Source organism: Kitasatospora sp. Root107, from assembly GCF_001424875.1.
Lineage (GTDB): Bacteria > Actinomycetota > Actinomycetes > Streptomycetales > Streptomycetaceae > Kitasatospora.
On sequence record NZ_LMCT01000034.1, the window covers coordinates 69,125 to 94,848 of the forward strand.

The 25,724-nt window shown below is 72.7% G+C and carries 13 protein-coding genes and 3 pseudogenes; 5 read left to right on the top strand and 11 right to left on the bottom strand.

The features are described 5' to 3' along the window. Positions 1-23: 23 nt before the first annotated feature. Complete coding sequence (locus ASC99_RS25800; RefSeq protein ID WP_057236361.1) at positions 24-512, bottom strand: DUF6328 family protein; 489 nt, start codon at positions 510-512, stop codon at positions 24-26. A gap of 309 nt (positions 513-821) precedes the next feature. Here ASC99_RS25800 and ASC99_RS25805 point away from each other — a divergent pair, with 309 nt between their 5' ends. Next, positions 822-1,694 carry a SigB/SigF/SigG family RNA polymerase sigma factor gene (locus ASC99_RS25805; protein ID WP_057236362.1) on the top strand — a complete coding sequence of 291 codons (873 nt, stop codon included), beginning with the start codon at positions 822-824 and terminating at the stop codon, positions 1,692-1,694. A gap of 244 nt (positions 1,695-1,938) precedes the next feature. Beyond that, on the top strand, positions 1,939-2,304 hold the full coding sequence (locus ASC99_RS25810; protein WP_162257925.1) for an STAS domain-containing protein: 366 nt from the start codon (positions 1,939-1,941) through the stop codon (positions 2,302-2,304). Here the strand turns inward: ASC99_RS25810 and ASC99_RS25815 are convergent. The 5 genes and pseudogenes from ASC99_RS25815 to ASC99_RS25840 form a co-directional block, all read right to left on the bottom strand. Continuing rightward, a complete protein-coding gene (locus tag ASC99_RS25815) occupies positions 2,297-3,646 on the bottom strand; it encodes an SWIM zinc finger family protein (RefSeq protein WP_082598626.1) in 1,350 nt (449 codons plus the stop codon). The genes ASC99_RS25810 and ASC99_RS25815 overlap by 8 nt on opposite strands. Further along, a pseudogene (locus ASC99_RS25820) lies at positions 3,643-6,518 on the bottom strand (SNF2-related protein). Before ASC99_RS25820 ends, ASC99_RS25815 begins: the two are co-directional and overlap by 4 nt. Before the next feature lie 73 nt (positions 6,519-6,591). After that, positions 6,592-7,221, bottom strand: coding sequence for a DUF2625 family protein (locus ASC99_RS25825; protein WP_057236366.1), 630 nt, complete (start codon positions 7,219-7,221; stop codon positions 6,592-6,594). Positions 7,222-7,446: 225 nt separating this feature from the next. Continuing rightward, positions 7,447-9,354, bottom strand: coding sequence for a DNA/RNA helicase domain-containing protein (locus ASC99_RS25835; protein ID WP_057236370.1), 1,908 nt, complete (start codon positions 9,352-9,354; stop codon positions 7,447-7,449). A gap of 1,008 nt (positions 9,355-10,362) precedes the next feature. Beyond that, positions 10,363-11,313 (bottom strand): AAA family ATPase, encoded by a 951-nt coding sequence (locus tag ASC99_RS25840; RefSeq protein WP_057236371.1) that lies wholly within the window; start codon positions 11,311-11,313, stop codon positions 10,363-10,365. Between the two features lie 576 nt (positions 11,314-11,889). Between ASC99_RS25840 and ASC99_RS25845 the strand changes: the two genes are divergently transcribed. Further along, on the top strand, positions 11,890-14,712 hold the full coding sequence (locus ASC99_RS25845) for an AAA domain-containing protein (RefSeq protein WP_057236373.1): 2,823 nt from the start codon (positions 11,890-11,892) through the stop codon (positions 14,710-14,712). Between the two features lie 72 nt (positions 14,713-14,784). Here ASC99_RS25845 and ASC99_RS25850 read toward each other — a convergent pair whose 3' ends face one another. Beyond that, entirely contained in the window at positions 14,785-15,687 is a 903-nt protein-coding gene (locus tag ASC99_RS25850) for a helix-turn-helix transcriptional regulator (protein WP_162257926.1), read from the bottom strand. 268 nt (positions 15,688-15,955) lie between these two features. Here ASC99_RS25850 and ASC99_RS42265 point away from each other — a divergent pair. Together ASC99_RS42265 and ASC99_RS42270 are read left to right on the top strand one after the other, a co-directional pair. Continuing rightward, a pseudogene (locus ASC99_RS42265) lies at positions 15,956-16,654 on the top strand (AAA family ATPase); the annotation flags it as partial. Positions 16,655-18,636: 1,982 nt separating this feature from the next. Further along, a pseudogene (locus ASC99_RS42270) lies at positions 18,637-18,963 on the top strand (LuxR C-terminal-related transcriptional regulator); the annotation flags it as partial. A gap of 126 nt (positions 18,964-19,089) precedes the next feature. Here ASC99_RS42270 and ASC99_RS25860 read toward each other — a convergent pair. Genes ASC99_RS25860 through ASC99_RS25875 form a run of 4 tightly spaced genes read right to left on the bottom strand, consistent with a single transcriptional unit; the run spans position 19,090 to position 25,722 of the window. After that, the gene (locus ASC99_RS25860) at positions 19,090-20,604 is read right to left on the bottom strand and encodes a hypothetical protein (RefSeq protein WP_057236379.1); all 1,515 of its coding nucleotides are present in this window, start codon (positions 20,602-20,604) and stop codon (positions 19,090-19,092) included. Continuing rightward, positions 20,601-22,289, bottom strand: a complete 1,689-nt coding sequence (locus ASC99_RS25865; RefSeq protein ID WP_157531747.1) for a hypothetical protein — start codon at positions 22,287-22,289, stop codon at positions 20,601-20,603. Before ASC99_RS25865 ends, ASC99_RS25860 begins: the two co-directional genes overlap by 4 nt. Continuing rightward, positions 22,286-24,643: a hypothetical protein gene (locus ASC99_RS25870; RefSeq protein WP_057236383.1), complete on the bottom strand. Its 2,358-nt coding sequence runs from the start codon at positions 24,641-24,643 to the stop codon at positions 22,286-22,288. The genes ASC99_RS25865 and ASC99_RS25870 overlap by 4 nt, the downstream gene beginning before the upstream one ends. Beyond that, on the bottom strand, positions 24,640-25,722 hold the full coding sequence (locus ASC99_RS25875; protein WP_057236384.1) for an LLM class flavin-dependent oxidoreductase: 1,083 nt from the start codon (positions 25,720-25,722) through the stop codon (positions 24,640-24,642). Before ASC99_RS25875 ends, ASC99_RS25870 begins: the two co-directional genes overlap by 4 nt. Positions 25,723-25,724: the final 2 nt, after the last annotated feature.

Genomic DNA, 25,724 nt, shown 5'->3' on the forward strand with positions numbered 1-25,724 from the left:
GCCCGCCCCGGCCGGTGGAAACCTCACCTCTTCGAGCGGCGCAGGACGGCGACCGGGAGGAGCACCCAGCAGAGCGAGAACCAGAGCAGCACCGCTGCGGCGATCGCCCAGGCCGCCCAGCCGAGGCCCGCGACCCGAAGGAGCAGCAGCAGCGCCACGGAGATCGTCGCGGCGAGCAGGACGAGTCCGAGCGCGATCAGGTGGGCGGCAGCCGTGACCATGCGCGGTTTGACGTGCTGCCCGGCCAGCAGCCGGTGGTAGGAGACCGGGGCGATCAGGGTGCCGACGGCGAACGCACCGAGCGTCACCACTGTGACGTACAGGGCCCGTTCGAGGTCATCGAGGGTGACGAACCGCTCGGTGAAGGCCACCGTGAGCAGGAAGCCGAACATGATCTGTGCGCCGGTCTGCGCGATCCGCACCTCCTGGAGCAGCTCGCTCCACCGGCGGTCGGCCCGTTCCTCCTCGGTCTCGTGCCGGCCGCTGTCAGGCGGCTTCCGTTGCTCTGCCATCCGGGCCTCCGGTGAGTCGGCCTCCCCAGTCGCGTGTGCCCGGTGCGGCCCGAGTCACGCACGGGTTTAACGGGGCCCTGATCCGGGGACGAGACCGGAGCGGAGTGTTCGGGCAGCTGCCCGGCTCCGGTCCGGTGGCCGACGGGTCGCCGGCACCTCACGGCACGGTCTCCGTGCCGGGGCACCGCAGCCTGAAGCAGCCGGGCGCGACGGTCCCCCACCAACTGATCCCTGCGGTACCGTCCGCCGGTCGCCGGGTTCTCCCGGGCCGGGCGCGGCGGCGCCGGACGTCCAGGGGAGATGACCTCAGTGTCCGCTTCCGACACCACTACGCTGCTAACCGAGGAGTTCGACCGGCCCAGCCGCCAGGAGATGCGGGCGATGGGCAAGACCGAGGCCCGCGCGCTGAGCGACGCGCTCTTCGAACGACTGGCGGGCCTGGAACGCGAGTCGGCCGCCTACAGCTACGTGCGCGGCACGATCATCGAGCTCAACATGCCGCTGGTCCGGTTCGCCGCGGGCGGGTTCCGGCGCGGCGCAGCCGAGTTGGACGACATCCTCCAGGTCGGCACGGTCGGCCTGATCAAGGCCGTGGACGGCTACGACCACCGGCGCGGCGTGGAGTTCGCCACCTATGCGATCCCGACCATCACCGGCGAGATCAAACGGTTCTTCCGGGACACCAGCTGGCCGCTGCGGGTGCCGCGCAGTCTCCAGGAGCTCTACCTGCGGGTGGCCCGGTGCTCCGACCGGCTGGAGCAGGGGCTCGGCCGACTGCCGACCCCGGAGGAGATCGCCGAGGAGCTCGACCTCGACCCGGCCGAAGTGGCCGCCGGGCTCGGGGTGGGCCGGGTCTACCGGGTCAATTCGCTGGACGCGTTGCGGCCGGACCGGGAGGACTCGTACGGCAGTGCGCTGTTCGACCGGCTGGGTGCCTGTGACCGCGAGCTCGATCTGGCGGAGTTCCGGGAGGCGGTCCGGCCGCTGCTCAGGGCGCTGCCGACGCGTGAGCGGACGGTGCTCGCGCTGCGGTTCTGGGGTGGCTGCACGCAGGCGGAGATCGCCGAAGAGATCGGGGTCTCGCAGATGCACGTGTCACGCCTGCTGGCGGGCATCCTGAACGGTCTGCGCGAGCGGCTGACGGACGAGCCGGCCGGCGATGGCTGTCGCGGTGGTTCGTGACTTGAACCGGGGCACGGGATTCCTAAGTTTCAATGCCGGAAAAATTATTCGCTAATCCCTTGACCGGTATCGTCGCGAGGTTCACGATCGAGTCAGAGTTCCACTGCGACCCGCTCGCGCAAGGGAGCACGCCATGTCCCCATTCGAGCAGCAATCCCATCGACCGCGGCCGGGCGACTCACGGCGATCCGTGGCCCCGCTGACGGCAGTCCAACGGATCGCGCCGGCCACCACCCTGCGGCTGATGCCCGGGCCTGACCCGGCTCTCGGTGTCGGCACCGTCGCGATCGACGGCGAGCTCGACCAGGACTGCGCGCAGGCGCTGGGCGCGGCCCTGCGGAGCACCCTCTCGGCCTGCCCCGGCGGGCTCCGGCTCGACCTGGGCCGGGTGACCTTCTGCGACAGCGCGGCCCTGCACGTGCTGATCCGGATCCGCGCCGAAACCCTCGGGCTCGGGCGGTCCTTCGCGGTGCTGACGGTCAGTCGGCAGCTGGACCGGTTGCTGCGGCTCACCGAGACCCGGCGGGTGCTGAGCCCCGCCGACCGGGCGGACGCCGTCCGGTCGGGCGCCGTCCGGCGCGGGCACGCTGCGACGGGTCGGGTTACCTGAACGCGGAGGACGGTTCCGGGTCCAGGGCGGTGGCGAAGGCTGCTGCCGGATCGAGGTCGGCGGGGCCGGCGGGCCACCAGGTGCCGGACTCCTTGCGGTAGGGGTGCCAGCGGTGGTCCGCACCAAGGCGCAGCTGGGCGAGGCCGCCGGTGGCGGTGAGGCGGTTGCGGGTGGCCCGCAGGGCGGGCGCGCGTTCGCCCTCCCAGGCCTGCTTCACCGCGTCGCGGGCGGCGGCGAGGTCGTACGGGGCCGGGTCCCAGGGCTGGTTGAGGACCCGCAGGCCCTCCGGGCCGCCGTACTGCCAGGCGCGTACGGAGCGGGCCAGGTCCGTGGGGTCGAGTCCGGCTGTGCCCGTGAGGCGCGTGACGATGGCGGGTGGGGTTTCGGCTGCGGCGAGGCGGATGACGTCCTGGTCGATGTCCAAGGGGTCTGCTGGTGCGGTGTCGGCGTGGGTCGGGGAGAGCGCCTCGGTCAGCAGTCGTACGGCGCGGGCGGCGGCGTCGGCGGCGAGGAACTCCAGAGCGGCCGGGTCGGGCCCGGTGCCGGGCGCGCCCGAGCCGGTGAGCACGGCGCCGGGGCCGGCGCGATCAACTGCGGGCGGTGGGCCGGGAAGTGGCGGCACCCCCGCCCTGGCGGCGGCGAAGACGTCCTTGGCGAGTACGGAGGTGGTGGCTGACGGTGCATCAGGGCCACCCGTGGACTCCAGGGCGGCCTGCGCGGCGTTGCGTCGCTGGAGCTCGTCCATCAGCTCCTGCTCGCCGCGCCCCCGGAGCAGCAACAGGACGAAGGGGTCCTCGTCGAGCAGTCGGGCCACCTGGTAGTAGACGGCGGCCGCGTGCTTGCAGGGGTAGCCCCAGTCGGGGCAGGAGCAGGACGGGGTGAGCTCGCTCTGCCGGGGGAGCAGCCGCACCCCCGCGCGGGCGGCGTCCTCGGCCAGTTCGGCGGGCATGTCCCGGTCGAGCAGGGCCGCGATGTGCCCGGCCTGCCCGGCGGCGGCGTCCAGCAGCAGTTCCCAGTCGCGCTCGCTCAGCACGGGGATGTCCATCGAGGTCCGGTACGGCGTACGGCGGCTGCCCTGGACCCGGGCGGCCACCCGGCCCGGGGTCACGGTGATCTCGCCGACGTTGCCCGCCCGGGCGTAGGTGCGGCCCCGGGCGAGGCGGCCGTCGCCGGAGCGCTGCTTGCCCTCCAGCGCCTCGACCCAGGCGTTGCCCCACCAGGACTCGGCGAAGGAGCGGCGGCCCCGGGCGGGCGGCAGCGGAGGGAACGTCCTGCTGCGTGCGCTCGGCGGCTTTCGAGCGCTGGTGGGCTTTCCGGCGGCGGGCTTTCGGGTGGCGGTCATGACCGGGCCGCCTTGTGGGCGCGCCGGTCGGTTGTCCGCAGCTCCACCAACTCGGCCAGCTGCGCATCCGTCAGTTCGGTGAACGCGGCCTCGCCACCGCCCAGTACGGCCTCGGCGAGATCCTTCTTCCGTTTCAGCAGCTCGGCGATCCGGTCCTCCACGGTGCCCTCCGCGATCATGCGGTGGACCTGGACCGGCTGGGTCTGGCCGATCCGGTACGCGCGGTCGGTGGCCTGGTCCTCGACGGCCGGGTTCCACCAGCGGTCGTAGTGGATGACATGGGCGGCCCGGGTGAGGTTGAGGCCGGTACCCGCGGCCTTCAACGACAGGAGGAAGACCGGGACTTCGCCGTCCTGGAAGCGCCGCACCATCTCCTCGCGCCGCTTGACCGTGGTGCCGCCGTGCAGGAACAGGGCCGGGATCCCGCGCTGCGCGAGGTGGCCCTCGATGATCCTGGCCATCGCGACGTACTGGGTGAAGACCAGCGTGGCGTTGCCCTCGGCGAGGATGGTGTCGAGGAGTTCGTCCAGCAGCTCGAGCTTGCCCGACCGCTCGGCGACCCGGGCGGGGCTGTCCTCCTTCAGGTACTGCGCCGGGTGGTTGCAGATCTGCTTGAGCCCGGTGAGCAGTTTGACGACCAGTCCGCGCCGCGCGATGCCCGTGCTGCCCCGGATCTCGGCCAGGGTCTCCCGCACCACGGCCTCGTAGAGCGCGAGCTGCTCCTTCGTCAGCGCAACGACGCGGTCGGTCTCGGTCTTGGGCGGCAGCTCCGGGGCGATGCCCGGGTCCGACTTCCGTCGGCGCAGCAGGAAGGGACGGACCAGCGACGCGAGGCGCTCGGCGGCCCCGGGGTCGTCGCCGCGCTCCACCCCTCGGGCATAGCGGTCCCGGAAGGCTTTGAGCGGGCCGAGCAGCCCGGGGGTGGTCCAGTCGAGCAGCGCCCACAGCTCGGAGAGGTTGTTCTCGACCGGCGTGCCGGTGAGAGCGACCCGGGCCCGGGCCGTGAGGGTGCGCAGCGCTTTGGCGGTGGTGGAGAACGGGTTCTTGACGTGCTGCGCCTCGTCGGCGACCACCAGCCCCCACGGCCCGGCCGCCTCGAGCCGGGCGGCGTCCCTGCGCATGGTGCCGTACGTGGTGAGCACGAACTCGCCTGCGGCCAGGCCGTTCAGCTCACGGGCGGTCCCGTGGAAGCGGCGCACGGCGGTGCCGGGAGCGAAACGCTCGATCTCGCGTTGCCAGTTGCCGAGCAGCGAGGTGGGGCAGACCACCAGGGTGGGGCCGGCCGTGGCGGGATCGGCCTGACGGTGCAGATGTAGGGCGATCAGGGTGATGGTCTTGCCGAGACCCATGTCGTCGGCCAGGCAGCCGCCGAGGCCGAGGGAGGTCATCCGGTGCAGCCAGCCGAGGCCGCGCAACTGGTAGTCGCGCAAGGTGGCTTGGAGCGCGGCGGGCTGCGGAACGGGTTCCCGGCGGGCGGTCGCCTCGGGGTCGGAGAGGCGGTCGCGCAGCTCGGCGAGCCACCCGGCGGAGCGGACCTCGACCAGCTCCCCGTCCACCTCGGCCGTGCCGGTGAGGGCGGCCGAGAGCGCGTCCAGCGGGGTGAGCAGGCTCTCCTCGTGCGCACGGTCGCGGGCGCGCCGTACGGTCTCGGGGTCGAGCAGTACCCACTGGTCGCGCAGCCGGACCATCGGACGCTGCGCCTCGGCGAGGCGGTCCAGCTCGGCCCGGGTCAACTCCCGTCCACCGACGGTGAGTTGCCAACGGAAACCGAGCAGCTTCTCGGCGGAGAGCAGCGACGGCAGATCGGAACCGGCCCGCTCCGCCTCCTCGACCACCACATGCGCGGTCAGCTCGCGGGCCAGCTCCTTGGGCCAGTGCAGCTGAAGCCCGGCCGCCGCGAGACGCACCGCGGCGTCGCCGAGCAGCTCCTGCACCTCCTCGTCCGACAGCTCCAGCTCGGCCGGAGCGGCCGCCGTGAGCAACCGGGCCAGCGGCGGCCACACCCGGGCGGCGCGACGCAGCGTCAGCAGCGTGTCGACCTTGGTACGGGGGCCGAAGGCGTCACCGGCGGCCGCTCGGCCCGCCCAGAGGTCGCCGGCGTCGGTGACCAGGGTGGCGTCACCGAGGCTGTGCAGCTGGACGACGGCGCGGAACGGCAGGTGCTCGTCCTCGTTCTCCCAACTGTCGTGCCACTCTTCGGAATCGTCCGCTTGGCTTGGCAGCTCAAGGCGCAGTGAGACCCGGACCCCGGCGTCCAGCCCGGCGGCGATCTCGGCTGCCCATCCGCGCTCCGCGCCTGCTTGCTGAGGGGCGGGGGAGGCCCAGGCCGGGCTGCCCGCCGCGAGGTGCGCGGCCGGGGTGCGCGGCAGCCCGTCGGCGACCGCGTCCAGGAAGGCGCGCAGCAGCGGTTCGGCCTCGGGGAGTTGCAGCGGTGTACGGTCCGGGAGCGGTATGGCGCGGGCCTCGGGCGGCATCGCGGCGGCGAGTTCGCGGATCCGCCGGAGGTCGTCCGGTTCCAGCGGCCCGACCCGCCAGGCATCCATGCCGCCCGGGCTGACACCGGGCAACAGCCGTCCCCTCGGGTGAGCGCGGGCAGCGCCTGAGCGACGGTCAGCTCGGTGGCCGGTACGGTGCGACGGCGTGCCGAGGCGCCGTGCGGGCGGGCCACGGTGAGCTGGGTGACGTCGTCCTGGCGGCCGGGCGGGGCGGCCCCGTCGGGCCGCCAGAACGCCACCCGGCCGAGCCGGGGCGGGTCGGCCGGGAGGAAGACGGCGGCGCAGGTGCCGAGTGCGGAGAGCTCGGGGAGGGTGAGCGGGGGCGGGCTGTCGGTATCCGCATCGTTGTCGGGTGTCTCGACGAGGCGGTGCGCGATGGCCACGATGCGTGCTGCTTTCCAGCGGGTCCGAACCGGTCTGTGCCAGTGAGAATACTGGACCGGCGTGGGTTCAGTCTGTGCCGAGGTGGATTGTGGCGCCGTCCGGTGCGGTGTGAACCTTCTGGGCGATCGGCCCGCGGATGCGCATGGCGACGGCGGAGTCCTTGACCGTCAGGTTGTCGAACTCGTAGGCACCACCCATGACGAAGAGCTGAAGGGGAATCAGACGCTCACCGGGGCCGAGTGCGCCGTTCTCCTTCTGGAAGGCGTGGGCGAAGGAGTTGACCCCGTTGACGTCCGGGTCCTCCAGCAACCACGCGGCCCAGTCCTCGAGGCTGGTGCCGAGCGACGTCACATCAGCGGTCTCCGGATCGAAGCGGACGACCTCGGCGCCACCGACAACGGCGAACTGGTTGCCGAAGAGGTCCTGTCCGAAGCAGAACAGATCGTCGGCCAGGCCGGCGTAGGTGTCCTTCCAGACTTCGTCGGTGTTCCACGACAGCATGTCGGGGCCGAGGCCCTCCTCGCCCACCCGGAAGACCTGGACGCCACCGTTGAAAAGGAAGAATCCGTTGGTCCGGGAGATCACCCGGCCGAGTTCGACCAGCGGCCCGTCCTCGACGCCGAAGTCCAGCTCGATCGCCGGCCCCATCGGGCCACGGGCACGGCCGAGCAACTGGTCGAGCGCGCTCTGCGTCATGTGTTCCTCTTCTCCGCTTCGGGGCCGATCGGCCGGGTCAGGTAATGCTCTCGTACCCGGTCCGTGGTGATCAGGCGCAGGGTCGGCTGCAAGACTGGACCGTTCGGGATGGCGTCCCACTTCATGTACGGCCACCACCGGCTGTGGGCCGCCAGCAGCAGCCGTTCGCCGCGAGCCACGTCCTGTCTGACGGCGTACCAGCCTGTGTAGTCGCTGTTGTTACTCCTACCGCTGCTCGACGCGGTCGGACGGCAGACGGTCGGCAGCCGCCGGTGCTGCCGGAACGAGCTCGCGCAGCCGTTCCCGGGTCTCCGCGTCGGTGGAGTAGATCACTGTTCCGATCATGCCCCGGGTGAGCAGGACCTTGTAGGTGTGGCGGATCAGCCGGTCGACCTCGGCATCAGAAGTCGCCTTGGTGAAGACCGGGTCCTTCGAGGCCGTACGGTCAACCACCCAGTGGTCACCTCGCCACACCAGGTCCGGTCCGAGGATCACCCCGCTCCAGTCGTACTCGAAGCCCTGAGCCGTGTACACGCAGCCGACCTGCCCGAAGCCCGCCGGATCAGTGGCCCAGAGGGCCGCCGGCGGAGCGCCGGAGAGCGCGCGGTCGCCCCGGAGGTTCCACGGCCGCTCCCAGCCGCCGATCCGCACGTCCACTGCCAGTGGCTCGCCGGACTTGGGCTCGGGGCTCCACCGCCAGCAGTATCCGGCGGTCATCCGGGCCCCGTATTCCTCCGCCTGACGCTGCTTCAGGAAGTCCTCCAGCTCGGTGGGGGAGTCCACCACGTGCAGGCCCACCAGGCCGTCCGGCTGCCAGTCGGCCGGGCCACCCTCCGTCAGCCCGAGCAGGCGGTTGACCCAGGTGAGGTACGCCTCGCTTCCACCGCAGCGGAACTGGTCGTCGAGCCGCACCACGTGGACGCTCAACCCCTTGGCCTCGGCAGCGGCCACGATCTGGGCCTCGGTGCCGAACTCGCCCGGTCGCACCACCTGGTTCTCGTCCAGCAGGAACACCGGAACACGCGCGGCGTCGAGCAGCTCCTCCACCTGGGCCCGGCCGGTGCGGTGCGCGGCGGGTGTCCAACGGGTGCTCGAAGTCTCCCGAATGCGGTGCGCCTCGTCGCAGATGAGCACGTCGAGGGAGTTCTTCTCGATGTCGATGAAGTCGTTGAAGTACTTGAAGAGCTTCTGCACCGCAGGCTTCCGTGCCCCCGCGACCTTGCGCATGGTCAGGGTGAAGGATCGCGATCCGGTCGCGTGCAGTGCCGAGTGCCCCTGCCGGAAGAGCTCGCCGAGGAGCGAGAGCGCGATCACGCTCTTGCCCGTCCCCGGACCACCGAGCACGACGACCACCTCCTTGTGGTCGTTACGCCGAGCCCGTTCGACCGCGCGGAGCACCAGCTCGTAGGCCAGCTTCTGGGCATCCAGCAGCACGAACTGCTCGCGCTCGCGCACCTCTTCGGCGGCCACCGTCATCAGCTGCTTCGACGGCACCTTCTTGGCGTTCAACAGCTCGTCAGCGGCCGACGCCCCCGAGGCCTTGCCGAGCAGCGTCTGCAGATGGTCGATCAGGGCGCCTCGGCCTTCGCGGCTGAACAGTCGGCCATGGCGGTCCTGCCCGACTTCCCGCAGTCCCTGGACACCGGACTCGGTGGCGTTGTGCAGGTACACCACCCCCGAGACCCGGTGCGGATCATCGGCCACCGCGCCGTTGAACCCCACCAGGTAGTCGCAGTAGCCGCGAACCTGCTCGATCGGGTTCAGCCTGAGGCCGGGGTAGTCGCCGACCTGACAGAGCGTCGGGGACTCGTCGTCGGGTTCCGCACTGCTCCACTGCTTGAGCTCGACGACCACGTACGAGGGCTCCCCGGTCCGGGGGTGCACCCCTGCCAGTACGACGTCCGCTCGCCGGCTGGTCAGGGGCAGCTGGTACTCCAGCAGCACCTCGACGTCATCGAGGCCCGCATCGAGCAACGCGTCGAGGAGCATCGGGATGCTGCGCTCCCACGACAACGCCTCGGAGGCGCTGGGACGGTAGCCGTGCTGGTGCGCGAAGTTCTCGCTGAGGCGCATGAAGAGGGAGCCAGCCATCCGCTCGGCGGCGACAGCTTTGGCGGAACCACGGAACAGCAAGACATGCCCCCAGGCAGCACGAAATGAATCGTGCGGGTGGGGGCATGTCCTGAGGCGGAAGCCCGTCGGGCCGCAATGACGACGAGGGGAAGACTAACGTGTACGACTGACAGGCATCGTGACTTGGGCTCAACTGCCGTCCGGCTCTTGCCCTGGCCGAACGTCACGCGAAATGCCGGGACAGGGTGTCCGACTCCCGCTGTGAAGTCGCACGCGGCGATGGTGAACCGTCATGTACTACAGCCGGAGATCTTGTGGCTGTGCTTCTTGACCCTCGTTTACCCGGAATGATGCATGGTGTGACGGCTGAGCAGATAGCCGGGTGGGATGAGGCGTTGGCTCAGGTCACGGCGTCGATGGGGCACATGTTCAACCGGCGCAGCGACCTCTGGCGACGCCTGCACCAGACCCGAGCCACCGTCAGCCACTACCGCCGCCGCGGCGATCCGCTCCCACCCCAACTACGACCGTGGGCTCGCCACCAACCGATCCCACCGATCACCAGCCCTCATGATCTCCGGCTGTAGTACCAGCTGCCCCTCGTGGAGTAGGCGGGTTGCGCGCGACGGTCAGGCCGTCGCGCGCAACCCGTTGTTTTTCTGGCGGTCGCGGCAGAGGCGCGGCTCCGGGGCGCAGAAGGCTCGCTCGCAGCCGTCGCAGGTCTGGAACGGCAGCACGCGGAGGTACGGCTCCTCGCTTCGATCGGGTGCAGCGGGCGGGCGTAGCGCGCGTAGGCGGTAGGCCAGCAGTCTGGCCGGGCGGTGGTCGATCCGGGCGGGGAGTCCAGCTGACAGGGTGCTGGCGATCTCGCACGGATCGGCCCCTCGGTCGAGCCATTCATGGACGGCCGGTGCGAGTTGGTCGATCTCCCGTTCCGACAGAGCCAGTCGAAGATCCCGGCGGCGGAGCGAGGTCAGGACCGCGACGGCTTCCGGACTTGCCGCCTCGGCCAGTGGAGCGCCAGGGTCCAGCTGCTGTCCAAACGAATCCGGCCTGCTCGGCCGTGGACTAGACCTGACCGGCGTCCCGGAGGTCGGGCAGCGGGCCGTCACCGAGGACGCCCGCAAGGGCGGCCAGGTCGGGCAGGTCAGCGACCGCGGCCGGCAGGAGCAGGCGGAGGGCCTGCTCCGGCAGGGCCGCCAGGTCTGCGGCGAAGAGCTGCTCCAGTCGTTCGGTGAGCGGGAGTTCCAAGCCCACCGGCTGCTCGCGCGGGGATCGGATGGCGGCCGCCCGGGCGAGCTCGACCAGGGCGAGCGGGTTGCCGCCTGCCTGCCGCAGCACCTGTCGGCGGGTCCGGCCCTGCGGCGGTACCGCAAGGGAGTCGAGCAGGCGTGCGGCCTGGAGATCGTCGAGGTCCGTCAGCCGGTGGACCGTGCTCTGGCGCGTCCAGCCGGGTGGCAGTCCGGCGGGGCGGGAGGCCAGCAGGAAGCCGACGGGTTCGCCCTGGAGGCGTCGCGCGCACAGGATCAGCAGGTCCTGGGTGGAGCGGTCGACCCAGTGGAGGTCGTCGACGATCACCAGGACCGGCCCGGCGCCGGCCCACTGGGACAGCACGCGCAGCAGGGCCCCGGCCAGGGCGAGCGTCCCTCCGGCGGCCGTTCCGGCTCCGCGCAGGGCGGTGTCGAGGAGCGCCCGGTCCTCGGTGTCGAGGTCGGCGGAGGTCCGGCGCCAGGGCTGCAGGAGCGCATCGAGACCGCTGAACGCGAGAGCGGTCTCCTCGGGGCGGCCCACCAGCCAACGGGCTTGCCCACCTTGCTCGTTGATCCGCCTGGCCGCCGCCTCCAGGACCGCCGTCTTGCCGATGCCCGGCTCACCCGACAGCAACAGGGTGCACTCGGCCGCCCCGGTCTCGGGGCCTGACGTATCGTCCGCCAGCTCTCCGCACAGGCGGTCGAGGAAGCCGTCGACAACCGTCAACGTCTCGTCCCGGCCGAGCAGCCCGGTCCGACTCGCTGACATCGCGCCCCTGTGTGCCGGGCGATCCCCAGTGCCGGCGAGGCCCCACAGTAATCGAGCGGTGGTGCAGCGGTCAGGTGTACTCGGTGACCGCTGCGTCGGCGGGGCCTGCGTTGCGGATGTCAGGTCGTCAGCTGAGCCGGTGCTTCCACCACGGCTCGAAGGCAGGCACGAATGGATCATGCAGGGCCGTCGCAGGTCGACCGTGTCAGCGTCTCGCTCAAGACTCAACAGGGATCCGATCCGGGTACTAACCTTGTTCGGAGCGGTCAGCCGGTAGCTGTGACGAGGGGGCATCACGTGGCGGGTGTAGAGCGTCCGTATCCGACGGAGGAGCTGCTGCGGGCGTGCCGGGCGGAGATTGCCTCATCGAGGCGTGACGGTAGCGGTACGGCGAATACGGTTTTCCTGCACAGTGGCCGTCAGATTGGCGGTGGGGATGTCAGCGAGTACGTATTTCGGTGCAAGACCTGGAGGGAGGCCCTTGACGGGCGAACTCTGGTGGTGCGGTTGGCGGGATCCCGCAGCGAATGGTTGCCGGCCGACGTGAGCCGGAGTCCTGACGGCACGGTGAGAGTTGTGACCGCCGCTGACCTGGGGGAGGAGCGGGTCAAGGCCGAGCTGCGTGAGGATGACGCGGCCGGTTGGGTCGCCCTGGTGCAGCGCCTGGAGGGGGTGGGCCAGCCGGAGAGTCGTCTCGAAGTCGCATCGGCAGGCCTGTTGTTGAACCAGGGGGATGCCCAGATCGGCCGGGTTTCGGATCCGCAGCGCTGGGTGGCCGGTTGGCATGGTCTGCAGCTCAACGACCGTCAGCGCCAAGCGGTGGTCCAGGCGTTGGGCAGTCGGGTCCTGTTCCTGTGGGGGCCACCCGGTACTGGGAAGACTGACGTCGTCTCCTATATCACCGAGGGCAGCTACCGGCAGGGGCACCGCGTGCTCTTCCTGGCCCCGACCAACGTCGCGGTGGACCAGGCCCTTGAGCGGATCTGCGAGTTGTTGGAGCGGGAGGCCGGATTCGATACCGGTCTGGTTCAGCGCGCGGGCAAGATCGTCGTGCCCAGCTTGGACCAGCGCTTCGGTGACCAGATCAACCAGGAGCGGATCGCTGCTCGCGTCAATGCCGAGATCGATGCGCAGCTGGCTCTGGCCAAGCCGCAACTGGACTCTGTCAGGGCAACGTTGGCCCGGTACGCCGAGAACTCCCGGTTGGAGCAGAGCCTGGCGCAGGTGAGGTCGCAGTGGCAGCAGGCGACGATCGACTGTGATGCGGCAGGTCACCAGCTCTTGATCGCTGATGCTGCGGCTGCCGGGCTGCGGGTCCAGATCGCGGAGGCTGAGCCGCCCGAGGGCTGGTTCGCCGACCGCAAGCGGGCGAAGTTGGAGAAGCTGCAGCTGGATCTCGCCGAGCAGGGCGTGGTGATCGGCCAGGCAGTACAGGTCCAGCGCGACGGAGCCGCGCGAACCGCTCGGGCCGAGGCGGAGATTGCCGCTCTGACGGGGCAACAGCAGCGGGTGCGCAGTGAGTTGACGGGCTGTCAGCCGCAGTCGGTGTTGGAGGACCAGGCGAAAACCCTGGCGGCCCGAATCGAGGCACTGGATGCCGAGCGGCGCCAACTGCAGGAGGCCGTAAGGGCGCGCTGCCGGGTGCTCGGGACGACGGTGGCAAGGGCGGTGCAGTCCCGGAAACTTCTGGACGAGGTAGACGTCGTGGTGATCGATGAGGCGGGGATGGTGGACCTGCCCTCCGCGTGGGTTGCCGCAGGCCTGGCCGGCAAGCGGGTCGTGGTGGCTGGTGACTTCCGACAGCTGCCCGCGGTCACCAAGGCCGCCGGTGACAGCGCAGACAAGGAGCAGCAGCCCCACTCGCGCCTGTGGGCAGCGCGTGACGCGTTCCATGCCGCAGGCCTGGTCGGCGCGGACGGTGCGGCCCAGCGCCAGGACGTCCGGCTGGTCGGTCTGGACACGCAGTACCGGATGCGCCCGGCCATCTGCGAGCTGGTGAACGCGGTGGCGTATCCGGACGCACCTCTGCGCACCGGGCGTGCGGACAGCAGCAGGCTGCCGCAGTCGCCCCTGTTGCCCGGTCCACTGGTCTTGGTCGACACGTCCAGTCAACGGGTGGTGAGCAGCGGGGAGGGCGCGCACAAGACCAATGCGGTGCACGAGGCAGTCATCCATGAGCTGGTACGCGGTCTGCAGTACGACGGGGTGCTGCCACCGCGTGCCGCTGTGCTGGACGGTGGACAGAAGGGGCCCGTCGCGCAACTGGCGGTGATCGCCCCGTATCGGGCCCAGGTGCAGCGACTGGGTACGGGCCTCCGGCACAGGTTCGGTGAGGAGTACGAGGGTCTGGTCGATACGGTGCATCGGTTCCAGGGAAGCCAACGGCCTTTGGTGATCATTGACATGGTCGCCGGAGCCGGCGCCAAACCCGGGTACTTCTACGAAGGCACCGGCCTGTCCTCCACCACCTGCCGACTGCTCAACGTCGCGCTGAGCCGGGCTCAGGACCACCTGGTGGTGGTCGCCGACGTGGCGCACCTACGACAGCACCTGGCCCCGCACAGCGAAGCGTTGGCGATGCTGGACCACCTGGAGCGACGTGGTGCCCGTCTCCCCGTGGAGGAGCTGGTCCCCATTCGCCAGGCGGCCGAGCTGGCCGGCCTGGAGGAGGACGAACTCGCCCGTCCGGCTTTCTTTCCGGCGGACGAGGTGGGCCGGGCGGTGTCCTGGGATCTGGGTCGAGCGGTCAAGAGCATCGACGTGTACTGCGCCTTTCTCAATGCCAGGGCCGTGGACCAGTGGATCGGGTTGCTGGGGAGGAAGGCGTCGGAGGGGGTGGAGGTCACGCTGTACACCCGGGATCACAGTGAGGACACGCGTGCGACCTGGCTCGTCGGCCAGCTTGGGCAGGCCGGTATCACGGTGGTGCAGCGGGAGCGCATGCACGAGAAGGTTCTCATCATCGATGACACGGTCCTGTGGCACGGTTCGCTGAATCTCTTGGCCAAGATCGGGCCGACAGATCTGATGATGCGAATCACTGACCCCCTCTCGTGTCAGCGGGTGCAGCGGATCGTGGATCGGGCTCAGCCGGGGGATGAGAAGCGTTGGGAGCACCCCGGACAGGACGACCCGCGCGTCCGAGCGGGTCTTGCGGCCGTGAGCGACTCCTTGACGACCCACCCGGCAGTAGCGCCGCCCAAGCCGATCGGACCTCCTGGCAGTGCTGGGACCGCCGCGGGGGACGTGGTGGCAGGACGTCTGTACCTCAAGGTGCCGTTCGAGGAGAAGGACGAGGCGAAGCGCCTGGTTCGGGCGCAGTGGGACAAGGCGCTGAAGCTCTGGTGGGTCGAAGACGCGACCACAGACCGTGAGTTGGTTCGGCGCTGGCTGCCGTAAGAGGGACATGCACGGCTTCGACACCCCGCACGGCGCACGGACGCGTCCGGTCCGTGCGCCGTGCGGGTCGGGTCAGAGCTGTGGGGAAGGGCTGATCAGGTCTAGGCGGAACGCGTTGGCTCCGGCCTGGAACCGGCTGTCGGCGTTGAGCGCGAGCAGGATCGCGGCGACGTGCCGTCGACAGGTGCGCAGCGAGATGCCGGTACGGCGGGCGATCGTCTCGTCCTTGGCGCCGGCCGCGAGTAGTTGCAGGATCTGGAGCTTCAGCGGGTCGTCGGCCAGGCTGTCCGGGTCGGTCGAGGAGTCGTCGGCGGGTTCCTCGGCCTGGACGGACTCGACGGGCTCCGCGTGCGGCGTGGGCCGCTGAGCGGGTGCCGCGGTGGACCAGGCGGTGTCGAAGAGGAGCCGGGCGAGCCGGATGGCGGCCGGTTCGCGGAGGATCGTGACTACCGGTTCGCCTCCCGGCAGGGCCTGGGGGACCAGGGCGATCCGGTCGTCGACCAGCAGGAGTTCCTGAGGGAGGTCGGGGCTGCTGCGCACGCCGGACTCCCCGTTCGTCGGGTGGGACGCCAGCAGCTGCGCGGCGCGGGACGCGTCGGTCGCCGAGTCCAGCAGGGCCCGTACCCGCACTCCGCCGGACAACTCGGCCAGCCATCTGCCGAGGAACGGTGCGAACATGGACGGCCGTTGACCGCCGGGCCGGATCCAGCCCACGTCGGATCGGCAGTCGGTGGCCAGTGCGTGCAGCAGTATCGAGAGCGACCCGGTGTCCACGGTGCGCTCGGTGGCCGGTCCGTCGAAGGCGGCGGAGACCTGGTTCTGCATCGTCAGCAGGGAGTCCAGTCGGCCCGCCGCCAGGTCGAGTACCGAACGCCAGTAACTGGTCTCGCCGGCGAGCATGGCGTGGACTCCCGGGGGTGCTGCGTCGGCCGGGGCCGGCCACCGGGCGGCTGCTCGGACGGTGGCGGGGGTCATGGGGGTCTGCTGGTGGCCCGACCGGCCCTGGCCGGGAGCGGGGTCGCGAGGGGCGGGGTCACGCGGGGCCGGGTCAACAGGGGTGGCGTCAAGAGGTGTGGGGCCGTGGGGGGTTGGGCACTGGCAGGTGCGGGGAGCGAATGCTGTCGCTGCCATGTCCGCCGCTGCCGCGCGGATGTGCGTCAAAGACTTGCTCCTGGATGAGAGAGTCGAACAAGCTTCGAAGTCGCCGTCCCTGTGGTGGTGGTGGCGGCGATCCGACGAATCTATGGGCGCGGAGATTCACCGGGCATCCGCAGAACTACCTACTCCCTTACGTACTGATGATCAGTCACCTAAAGTGGGCGCTGATCGGGGGTGCTCCCCCGACGGCCGGGGGAGCACCGCGGGACCGGCGCTGTTGCGAGGTTGGGCGGGGCCTGTGGACGTACCGGATGGTTGTTCGGAGCGGTCGGCCAAGCTGGTCGGTCGGGCTGTCGAACTCGGGCGGTTGGAACGCGCGGTCACGCAGCTGCTCGGCGGTTCCGGTGGAGTCCTGGAGATCGCGGGTGAGCCGGGCATCGGCAAGACCCGCCTGCTCCTGGAGCTGTCGGCTGACGCCCGTTCGCGTGGCGTCCAGGTCCTGGAGGGCCGGGCGACCGAAGCCGAGACCGGGCTGGAGTTAGGTGTCTACCAGGATGCACTGGGCGATCGGTTCCGTACCGAGGCCGCCGGACTGCTGCTGCCACCCGGCCTGACCGACTCGCTCCAACCGCTGCTCGGCAACGGCCCGGCGAACGAGCTCTGGGCCGACCGGCCCGCACCTGCCGGCGCCGAACGGGTGAGGATTCATCAGCGGGTGCGCTCGCTGCTCGGCCGCTGGGCCGAGCAGGCACCGACCCTGCTGATCCTGGACGACGCCCACTGGGCCGACCCGGGATCGGTCGAGCTCACCGACCATCTGATCCGCCACCGGGTGCCAGGGCCACTGCTGTTGGTGATGACCCACCGGCCCCGGCAGACGGCGCTGCGGCTGCTCGACGTCCTCGGCCGGGCCGACCAGAGCGGCCCGGCCGAGCGGGTCGAGGTCGGACCACTGTCCGCCGCCGAGTCCGCCGCCCTCGCGTCGCTGGCGAGCGGCAGCGGGCAGGCGAACGGGCAGCCGACCCAGCAGACGGAGGGGCACTTCAACGGGCAGGCCGCCGGCCGGCCGCACCGCTGGGACGAGATCCACCGGGAGAGCGGCGGCAACCCGCTCCTCCTGCTCGCCCTCGCCGACCTGGCGGGCGGCGGCGAAGCGGCAGGCCCGGCGGCGGTGCTGCTCGGCGAGCTCGCGCTGGTGCCCGACGACGGCCGGCTGCTCACCGCCGCCGCCGCCGTGCTCGGCGAGCGCTTCCTGGTCGAGGCGCTGGCGGAGGTCGCCGAACTCGGTACGGAGCGGGCCCACCACGCGGCCACCACCCTGATCCGGCGGGACATCCTGCGCCCGGTGGCCGGCACGCCCCAGCTGACGTTCCGTCACCCGGTCCTGCGCCGACTGGTCTACCAGCACGCCGACCCGGTCTGGCGGGTCTGTGCACACCGCCGGGCGCTCGCCCGGCTGACCCGCAGCGGCGCCCCCGCGGTGGAGCGGGCCCGGCACGCCGAACGGTGCCTCGTCGACGCCGACCCGCAGGTCGTCGGAATCCTGGAGGAGGCGGCCGAGGCCGCGCTGCGCACCGCTCCGAGCGACGCCGCGCGCTGGCTGGGCGTCGCGTTGCAGGCCATCCCCGACACCCCCGCCGAACGCGACCGCCGGCTCCGGCTGGAGCTCGCGCGCACCTTGGCCCTGTCCACCTCGGGGCGGCTGTCGGAGAGCCGCGACCTGTTGCACGAGGTGCTGGCCCGGGTACCGACCGACCGGCTGGACCGGCGGATCGAGACCGCGACGCTGTGCGCCCGTACGGAACGCATGCTCGGCCACTACTCCCAGGCCGAGGCCCTGCTGCGCGGCGAGCTGCCCAGGATCGAGGGCTGGTCCTCGCCCCAGGCGGTCGCCCTGATGACCGAGTACGGCCTCGTGGCCCTGCTCACCGGAGGCTTCGCGGACGCCGACCGGTACGTCGAACAGGCGGTGCGGATGGCCCGTGAGCTCGGCGACCCGCCGGCCGAGGCGACGGCCCTCGCCGTCCGCGGACTCGGCAGCATCTACCTCGGCCGGGTCGACCTGGCGCGCCGCGCGCTGGCCGCCTGCGCCGCACTGACCGACCGACTCCCCGACGCCGACCTCGCCGGCCAGCCGGAGGCACTCGGCCAACTGGGCTGGGGCGAGCTGCTGGCCGAGCAGTACGCCGACGCGGCCCGCCACCACGAGCGTGCGCTGCGCCTGACCCGCCGGAACGGCCAGGGCCACGTGGTGCCGCACCTGCTGCTCGGCATCGGCTTCCGGCAGTACTGGACGGGCGAGCTGCGACGGGCCGAGCGGACCGCTGTGGAGGCCGAGGAGGCGGCCCGCGAGATCGGCAGCCGTGAGCTCGGAGCCCTGGCGATGGCCCTCCGCGCGGCAGCGATGAACCCGCACCACCCATCCGCCGCCGACGAAGCGCCCCTGGCCCTCGCCGAGCGGGCCGTCCGGTCGGCACCGGGCGGCGGCTGGTGGAGCCGGAGCACGGTGGCCATCCACGCACAGGCCCTGCTGACGGCCGGTCAGCCCGAGCGCTGCGCCCGGGTCCTGCTGGACGCCGGGGGCGGCCCGGAGCTGCCGCTCGCCCAGGTGACCTGCCATCCGCTCTGGTACGCCATGCTGTCGGCGACCGCGCTGGCCACCGGCGACATCGCGGCAGCCGAGCGGTGGGTGGTACGGGCGGACACCGCTCGCCTCGGCCTCGGACTCCGCGGCCCGCACGGCTTCGCCCGGCGGGCCGGAGGTCTGGTGGCCGCTGCCCGTGGCGAGCCCACGCTGGCCGTGGAGTGCCTCGCGGCGGCGGCCGAGTGGTTCCAGGGCGCCGGGTTCGCCGCCCAGCGCGCGCTGACCCTGGCCATCGGTGCCCCGATCGCGGCCGCCGCCGGGGACCGCCGCCGGGCCGACGCCTGGCTCGACGAGGCCGACCGGCTGGCCGCCGAGACCGGCGCCGGCTCGGTCGCCGCGCAGGCCGCCGCCGTCCGGCGGGGCCTGGCCGACCGCTCGGCCAGGCCCCGCCGGACGGCGCCTCCCGCCTGGCGCTGCTCACCGGACGGGAGCGGCAGATCACCGCGCTCGCGGTCGAGGGAACCCGTACCCGGGAGATCGCCGACCGCCTCTTCCTCAGCCCGCGCACCGTCGACACCCACTTGGCGAAGGTCTACCGCAAGCTCGGCGTGACCTCCCGGACGGCGCTGGGCGCGCTGCTCGCCGCCGAGGGCGGTCCGCAGGCGCTCGGCCTGGACAGGCGCTAGGGCTCCGGCTCACGGCCGCAGATCGAGCATGGGCTCGGCGTACCGGGTCGCGCCGCAGGCCGTCAGGAACACCGGGGACTCCGCCTCGGGCAGGTGCAGCAGGTCGGCGAGCCGGTGCTCGTCGAAGGAGCGCGCCGGGCGGGCGAACAGGCCGTGCGCAGCCGCGCCCAGGGTGAGCCCGTGCGAGACCCAGCCGCACCAGACCTGCAGCAGGCCCCAGGCGGCCGGTCCGAGATCCTCGACCAGCGCCCGCAGGTCGGTCGTGAAGATCCACAGCGCGGTGGCGTGCCGAACGCCGCAGTCGTTGGCCGGAGTGAGCGGGTAGCCGAAGAGCTCCTCCAACCGGCGCGGCAGCTCCGGGTCGGTCTCCGCCAACTGCAGCCCGCCGTCGGTGCGTTCGTACCGGCCGGTGGGCAGACCGGCCAGCCGCTGCGGCACCACGGTGATCCTGACCCGGGCACCCACCTCGCGCAGCGCGGCCGGCGCGGGAGCCGCCGCCCAGGCCAGCAGGTCCCGCAGGCAGTCCTCGCCGCGGGTGACCGGCCTGGCGGAGAAGCCGCTCAGCGGACGCGGCACCCGGCCCGCCGACCTGTTCCACCAGACCCGGGCCCAGTCCTGGTCCGCCTTCTCCGATCCGGGCCGGGGCAGCTGCGGGAGCGAGCGACCTGCGTCGGAGGAGGTCGCAGGCCCGGCCAGCCGGGGGGCCACGGCGGCGGCGGTCTCGATGAGGCTGGGATGGCGGGTCTCCACTTCGAGCAGGGCGTCCAGCTCGGCGTCGAGCGCCCCGCCGCCGACCGGCTCCAGCAGGCCGGCCGGCGGCAGCGGGCCCACCCCGTGCAGCGTGACCACCACCGGCGCCGACCAGCTCCCCGGACCGGTCGCGGCCACCAGCCGGGCGGCCTGGACCACCTGAGGACCCGTCACCCGGACCGAGGCCCGCAGGCCGAACAGCTCGGCCGTCGCCAGCAGGCTGCGCAGGTTGATACCGACCTCGAGGTCCGCCAGGGCGCAGCGCAGCACACCGTAGGGCGTCGGCAGATCGGTGTGCCGGCCGGCCAGCACGATGGTCAGGTCGTTCCGGGCGGGACGTGGAGCGGGGGCTCCGGCCGGGTCGAGGTCGACCACGGCATGCCGGTACGGGTCGAGGTACCCGGCCGGACCCTCGGGCGGCACGGCGAACACGTGCACCGGAAACTTGCTGCGGACGGAGGCCGTCACGCGGTGGTCGTTCGCGGGATTCGACGGCTCCCGGCGCAACGGCCCGAACGCCGCAGCCAGCACGGTGCCCACCCGTTGCCACCCTGCGGCCCCGTCGGCACCGACCCGGCCGGCGGGGTACGGGGTGGCGGCCAGCAGTTCGTGCGCGCCGAGGGGCAACGGGCGGCCCCGGTCGCCACGGGCCGACTGCGGCGGCAGGCAGGCGGTGGTCGGGACTCGCTCGTCCACGTTGATCGGATCGTGCAGCAGACCGCGCAGCGGTCCCTGGCGCAGCGCGAAGCGGAGCACGTCGGCCGTGCCGGTCACGATTCCTCCGGGGATCGGGTGTGGGCGGTGGGCGGGTCGGCCAGCCAGATCAGGCCGCAGGGGAGCGGCATCGGGCCGAGGACCGGGTCGCTGGCGAGCCGGCGGGTGTGCACCGCGCGGCCGCGCAGGACCTCCGGGGAGCGGAGCGCGGCACCGAGGGCGGTGAGCTCCGTCGGGTCGGCCCACTCCAGGGCCCTGGTGCCGATGGTGGCGGCCGCGAGTGCGGCCTGGTCCTGCTGGAGTCCGGCCAGCGCGCGGGCCAGCGTGGCCTGGGCGGCGGCCTCGGGGGACGGTCCCCACTGGCGGGCGAGGCGTTCACCGGTGTCCGCGTCGGTGGCCGTGACCAGGGTCCAGCCGGTGCCGGGGAGAGTGCGGCGGCGGAGCAGGGCGGGGCGGTCGTAGTAGTGGGTGAGGGCCCGGCCGAGCGATCTGGCCCGCGGCGTGGCCAGTTCGGAGCCCGGCACCGTCGACCAGTCGTCGGTCTCCTCCTCGGCCAGGACCCGGAGCAGTCCGTCGAGCAGCCAACGCTGGGACGTGGTCCCGGCGGCGGCCGTACCGGGGTGGACGGGATCCGGCCGCGCGTCCTCGGCCGTCGCCCGGAGCAGCCGGAGCAGCGCATCCCGCCGGGCGTCCTCAGCCTCCGTGCCCCAACCGACCAGCACCGGTCGACCGGGCAGCACCAGCGCTTCCAACGCGGCCAGGCGGAAGGGCAGTTGGGGCAGATCGAGGTCGTCCCGCCACCGCCCGAGCCCGGACCACTGCGCGGTGAGCCGCTGGTCCGGGGCGCTGAAGGGCGCATCGTCGGCCTCCGCCGTTGTCGGGCGGGTGACGGAGGACCAGCGGGGGCCGGACGGGGGGAGGGTGAACGGGTAGAGGGTGGTGTGGAGGGTGCGGCCGTGGACGAGGTGGAGGTGGGGGGTGTCGAGGGCGGTCGCGCCGAGGTGGTCGAGGAGGCTGCGGGCAGCGAGGGAGCCTGCGAGGGTGGCGGCGTGCAGCGTGGGGGCGCGCCCGGCGGGGTGGCTGCGGGACCAGGCGGCGGCGCGTTCGGCGGCGGCTCGGAAGGCGCGGGCCTGCGGCACGCCACGCAGCACCGGGCCGACGACGTGGTGGCCGTCCCCGGCCGGGACCGGGATGTACGGGGTGTCGGCCGGGAGGAGCGCGGCGAGTTCGGCCAGCTCCGCGGGCGCGGCGGCGGCGAGGACGGCGGCTGCGGTACGGGGGCCCGGCCGGTCGGTGACCGTGCCGACGCCCAGGGCCAGCAGTCCGCGCGTGGCGCTCCGGGCGGCAGCGCCGTCGCCCAGGACGGCCACCTCGGCCGCGCGCAGGGCGGCGAAGGCGGCGTACGGCTCGGCGCAGTGCTCCTCGTAGTGCGCCAGGGCGCCCCCGTACCGCTCGGCGGTCTCGGGGTCGGGGACGGGCCCGCCGGCCCGGTCGAGGTCGAACAGCAGGCCCTGGGCGAGCAGTGCCGCCAGGACCTGCCGCAGGGCGACCCGCTCGGCCGGCTCGTCGACCGAGCCGAGCAGGTCCACCGCGTCGGCGCCGTCGGTGAGTTCGCCGAGCCGGTCGTCGAGGAGCCGCTGGAGGGGCGGCGGGGCGGCCAGCACGAAGGAGCGGCCGGCCCGCGCGCAGTAGAGGCCACGCGCCACCGGTACGAAGTGCGCGCCGGGGCGCAGCTTCACCCTCATGGCCTGGCCCCGCCGTGGAAGCGCCCGCCGGGCGTGCGGTCGTACTCGAGAACCCACTCCAGCGCGTGCGCGCCGTCCTGCACGCCGACCGGGACCTCCTCCAGGTAGCCGCCGCCGGGGAGTTCGCGGACGGTCTCGGCCAGCAGCGCGCTGCCGAGGTCGACGTACCGGGTGCGGTCGGGGGCCGACGGCAGCAGGCCGAGCAGGCCGTCGAGGTCGGTGCCGGCCGGGCGCGGCTCGACCAGCAGCAGTTCCTCGGGGACGTCGTGGGCGGCCCGCCAGTCGGCGAGCTCGCAGAGCAGCCCGGGTCCCGTGGCGGTGGGCAGGTCCTCGCCCGGGTACCAGCGGCGGCCCTGGAGCACCACCTGACCAGCCGTCAGCCGGGGCAGTGCGAGGGTGCCGGTGGTGCGGTGCGGATCGGCAGCGACCCCGCCGAACGGGTCGATCCTGAGGCGGCCGGTGCCGTGCAGCCAGAGGGCGATCCGCATCGACGGCGCGAGCCGGTCGGGCCTGGCCAGGGCGGGGGAGTGCACGACGACCGGCGCACCGTCCCGGTCGAGCAGCTCCAGGGTGTCGGTGCCGGCGTCGTGGGCCAGGGTGAGGCCGAGCCAGCCGAGCGGGCCGATCCGGTCCTCGAGCAGCGGCGGGCGGTGGTTGCCGTCGAGCCCGTGCAGCCCACGGTCCTCCAGCAGGACGGCCGGGTCCGCGGCGCGGTTCAGCCGCTCGGCGAGCCTGCGGTGGGCCTCGCCACCGAGCGCGCGGTCGGTGCCGGTGTAGCGCAGCGCGGAACTCCCGCCGCCGGGGTGGTAGCCCCGGACCGCGAGCCGGTCACCGAGCGGCCGTACCAGCACCCCGTACGAGGAGTGGGTCCGGCGGAAGCGCTCGGGCAGTCCGTCGGCGAGGGCGGCCAGCTCCGCCGGGTCGAGCCTGACCTCGGCGGTCGCGGTCGCGGTCCCGGTCCCGGTCGTGATCCGCTCGTCGAGCAGCGCCCGGGCGGCGGCGCGCAGGCGCAGCAGCTCGGTCAGGGAGCCGTCGGCGGGGCCGAAGTCCGTGCTGCTGCCGGGGGTCAGCAGCTGGGCCCGGCGGGCGACCACGGCGGTCAGGTCGGCGGCGCAGTCGGCCAGCCTGACCCTGGCCCCGGAGCCGAACCGCTCGGTGAAGGCGGCGACCAGCAGCGCCCGGGCGTCGTGCACCCGGTCGGACAGCGCGGCGAACTCCAGGACCAGGGCGAGGTCGTCCAGGGCAGCCCGGTGCGGCGACGCGGCGATCCTGACCGGCGGCAGCACGTACTCCTCGGTGACCCGGAGTCCGATCGGGTGCGAGAGCAGGGAGTTGAGAGCCTGCTGGTCCTCGGCCAGCCCGGCCAGTGCGTCGGCCGACTGCTGTCCGTGGCTGGTGGCGGCGGTGTCCAGCCGCGCCTGCACGTCGGTGAGCAGCTTGGCGGCGGCGGGGTGACGGGCCGTCAGGAAGTCGGCGGCGGCAGCGGCCGGCCGCTCGTCCTGGCCTTCGAACTCCGAGCCACCGACCAGGAGTTGCAGGCGAACCGCCTGGGCGACGAGATCGGCTGCGGCCTCGGGCGTCAGGGCGAGCCCGGCAGCCAGCTCGCGGAGCAGCACCTCGGCGGGCAGCGGACCGAGCTCGACCAGGCCGAGCAGGGCCCGGACCTTCCCGGTGACCGCCGTGGCGACCAAGTGGAGCTGCTCGCCGTCGCGGCGGTAGAAGTGGGCCCGGGCGCCCCGCAGCCGCAGGGTCCAGTTGGCGCGCAGCAGCGGCGGAAGCGGTCCGGCGGCCGCCGGGTCAGGCCCGGCCGACAGCGAGTCGACCGCCATCGCCAGCTGCGGACGGTCCAGCGACAGGACGGACCGGCCCCGGGACGGGTCGAGGCCGGGGTGGTCGAGCGAGCTGCCGTCCTCGTCCCAGTGGCCCAGGGCGACGGAGGTGTGCGCCGTCGGCGGCCCGATCCTGACCATCGCCCGGGTGAGTTGCTCCAGGATCGCGGGCTCCAACGCCGCGGCCTCCTGCGCGGTGGGCTGCTGCTCGCCGGTGGCGAGGTAGCGGCTCACCGGGTCGCCGGGGCGTCCGGCGGCGAGTGCCGGTCGGAAGGCGTCCCCGAGCAACGCCGAGCGCAGCGCGGCGCGTTCCTGCCGTACGGCCGGTCCGTGGGCGGTCGCCACCTCGCGTTCGGCCGCCGCCCGGTCCGGGGCGGTGGCCAGCGCGGCCAGGGCGGCCCGCAGGGCGGGTGCGGCGAGGCGGCGGCCGGGGACCCGGCCGAGCAGGGCGACCGGCGTGTCGGCCAGGCCGGTGCCGGCAGGGGCAGGGGCGGGGGCGGGGGCGGTGGTTGCGGGGGCGGTCATGCGACGGCTCCGGCAGGATCGACGGTCTCGGCGGCGGCGAACTGGGGGCGGACCTGCTCGGTGAAGAGCTCCATGGAGCGCATGGCGTCGGTCCCGCCGAAGCCGCCGAAGTCCACCTGCCAGAGGATCCCGTCGGCGCCGATCCGCTCCTGGAAGTGGCCGATCTGGTCGGCGACGTGCTCGGGCGAGCCGACGAACGCCGTCCCGGTGGCCCGCAGGTCCTTCGCGGTCAGCGTACGGACCACGTTGCCAAGTCCGGTGTACTGCACGTAGTCGGTGGAGACGGTCTCGTCCCAGGTGTCCAGCACGGAGGCCCAGACCTGCAGGTACTCGTTCAGGTGCGGGTCGGCGAGCTCGCGGGCCTTCTGGTCGGTCTCGGCGACCACCAGCGGCATGCTCGCCATGATCCGCGGGGTGCCGTCCGGGTGGTGCGCGGCGAACGCCTCGCGGTAGCGGGCGGTCAGCGAGGTGTCGAACTCGCGGCCGGTCGGGGTGATCAGCAGACCGTGGCCGAACCGGCCGATCCGCTCGAAGCTGTCCGGGGTCTGCACCGCGGCGACCCAGAACGGCGGCCGCGGGCTCTGGGTCGGCCGGGGGAGCACGGTGGCGTTCTGGAACGAGAAGTACGGGGTGTCCTCGGTGACCTGCTCCTCGGTCAGCAGCCGGTGCACCGCGTTGATCGTCGCCTCGAAGCGCTGCCGGCTGCCGTCCATCGGCACCTGGAAGGTCTGGAACTCGTGCGGCAGGTAGGCCCGGGCGAAGCCGACCTCCAGGCGCCCGTTGCTGATCGCGTCGACCATGGCGATGTAGGAGGCGAGTTTCACCGGGTGGTGGAAGACCGGCAGCGTGCAGCCGGTGATCAGCCGGATCTGCCGGGTCTGCGCGGCCACCGCGGCCAGGAAGGTCAGCGGGCTCGGGCAGTAGCCGCCGTAGGCGTGCAGGTAGTGCTCGGTCATCTTGACGTAGTCCAGCCCGGACTCGTCCGCCAGCCGGCAGAGGTCGAAGACCTCCCGGTAGTAGTCGACCGGGGACTTGGTCTCCGGTGAGGAGTCGGGGAGGAAGGAGACGCCGAAGCGCATGG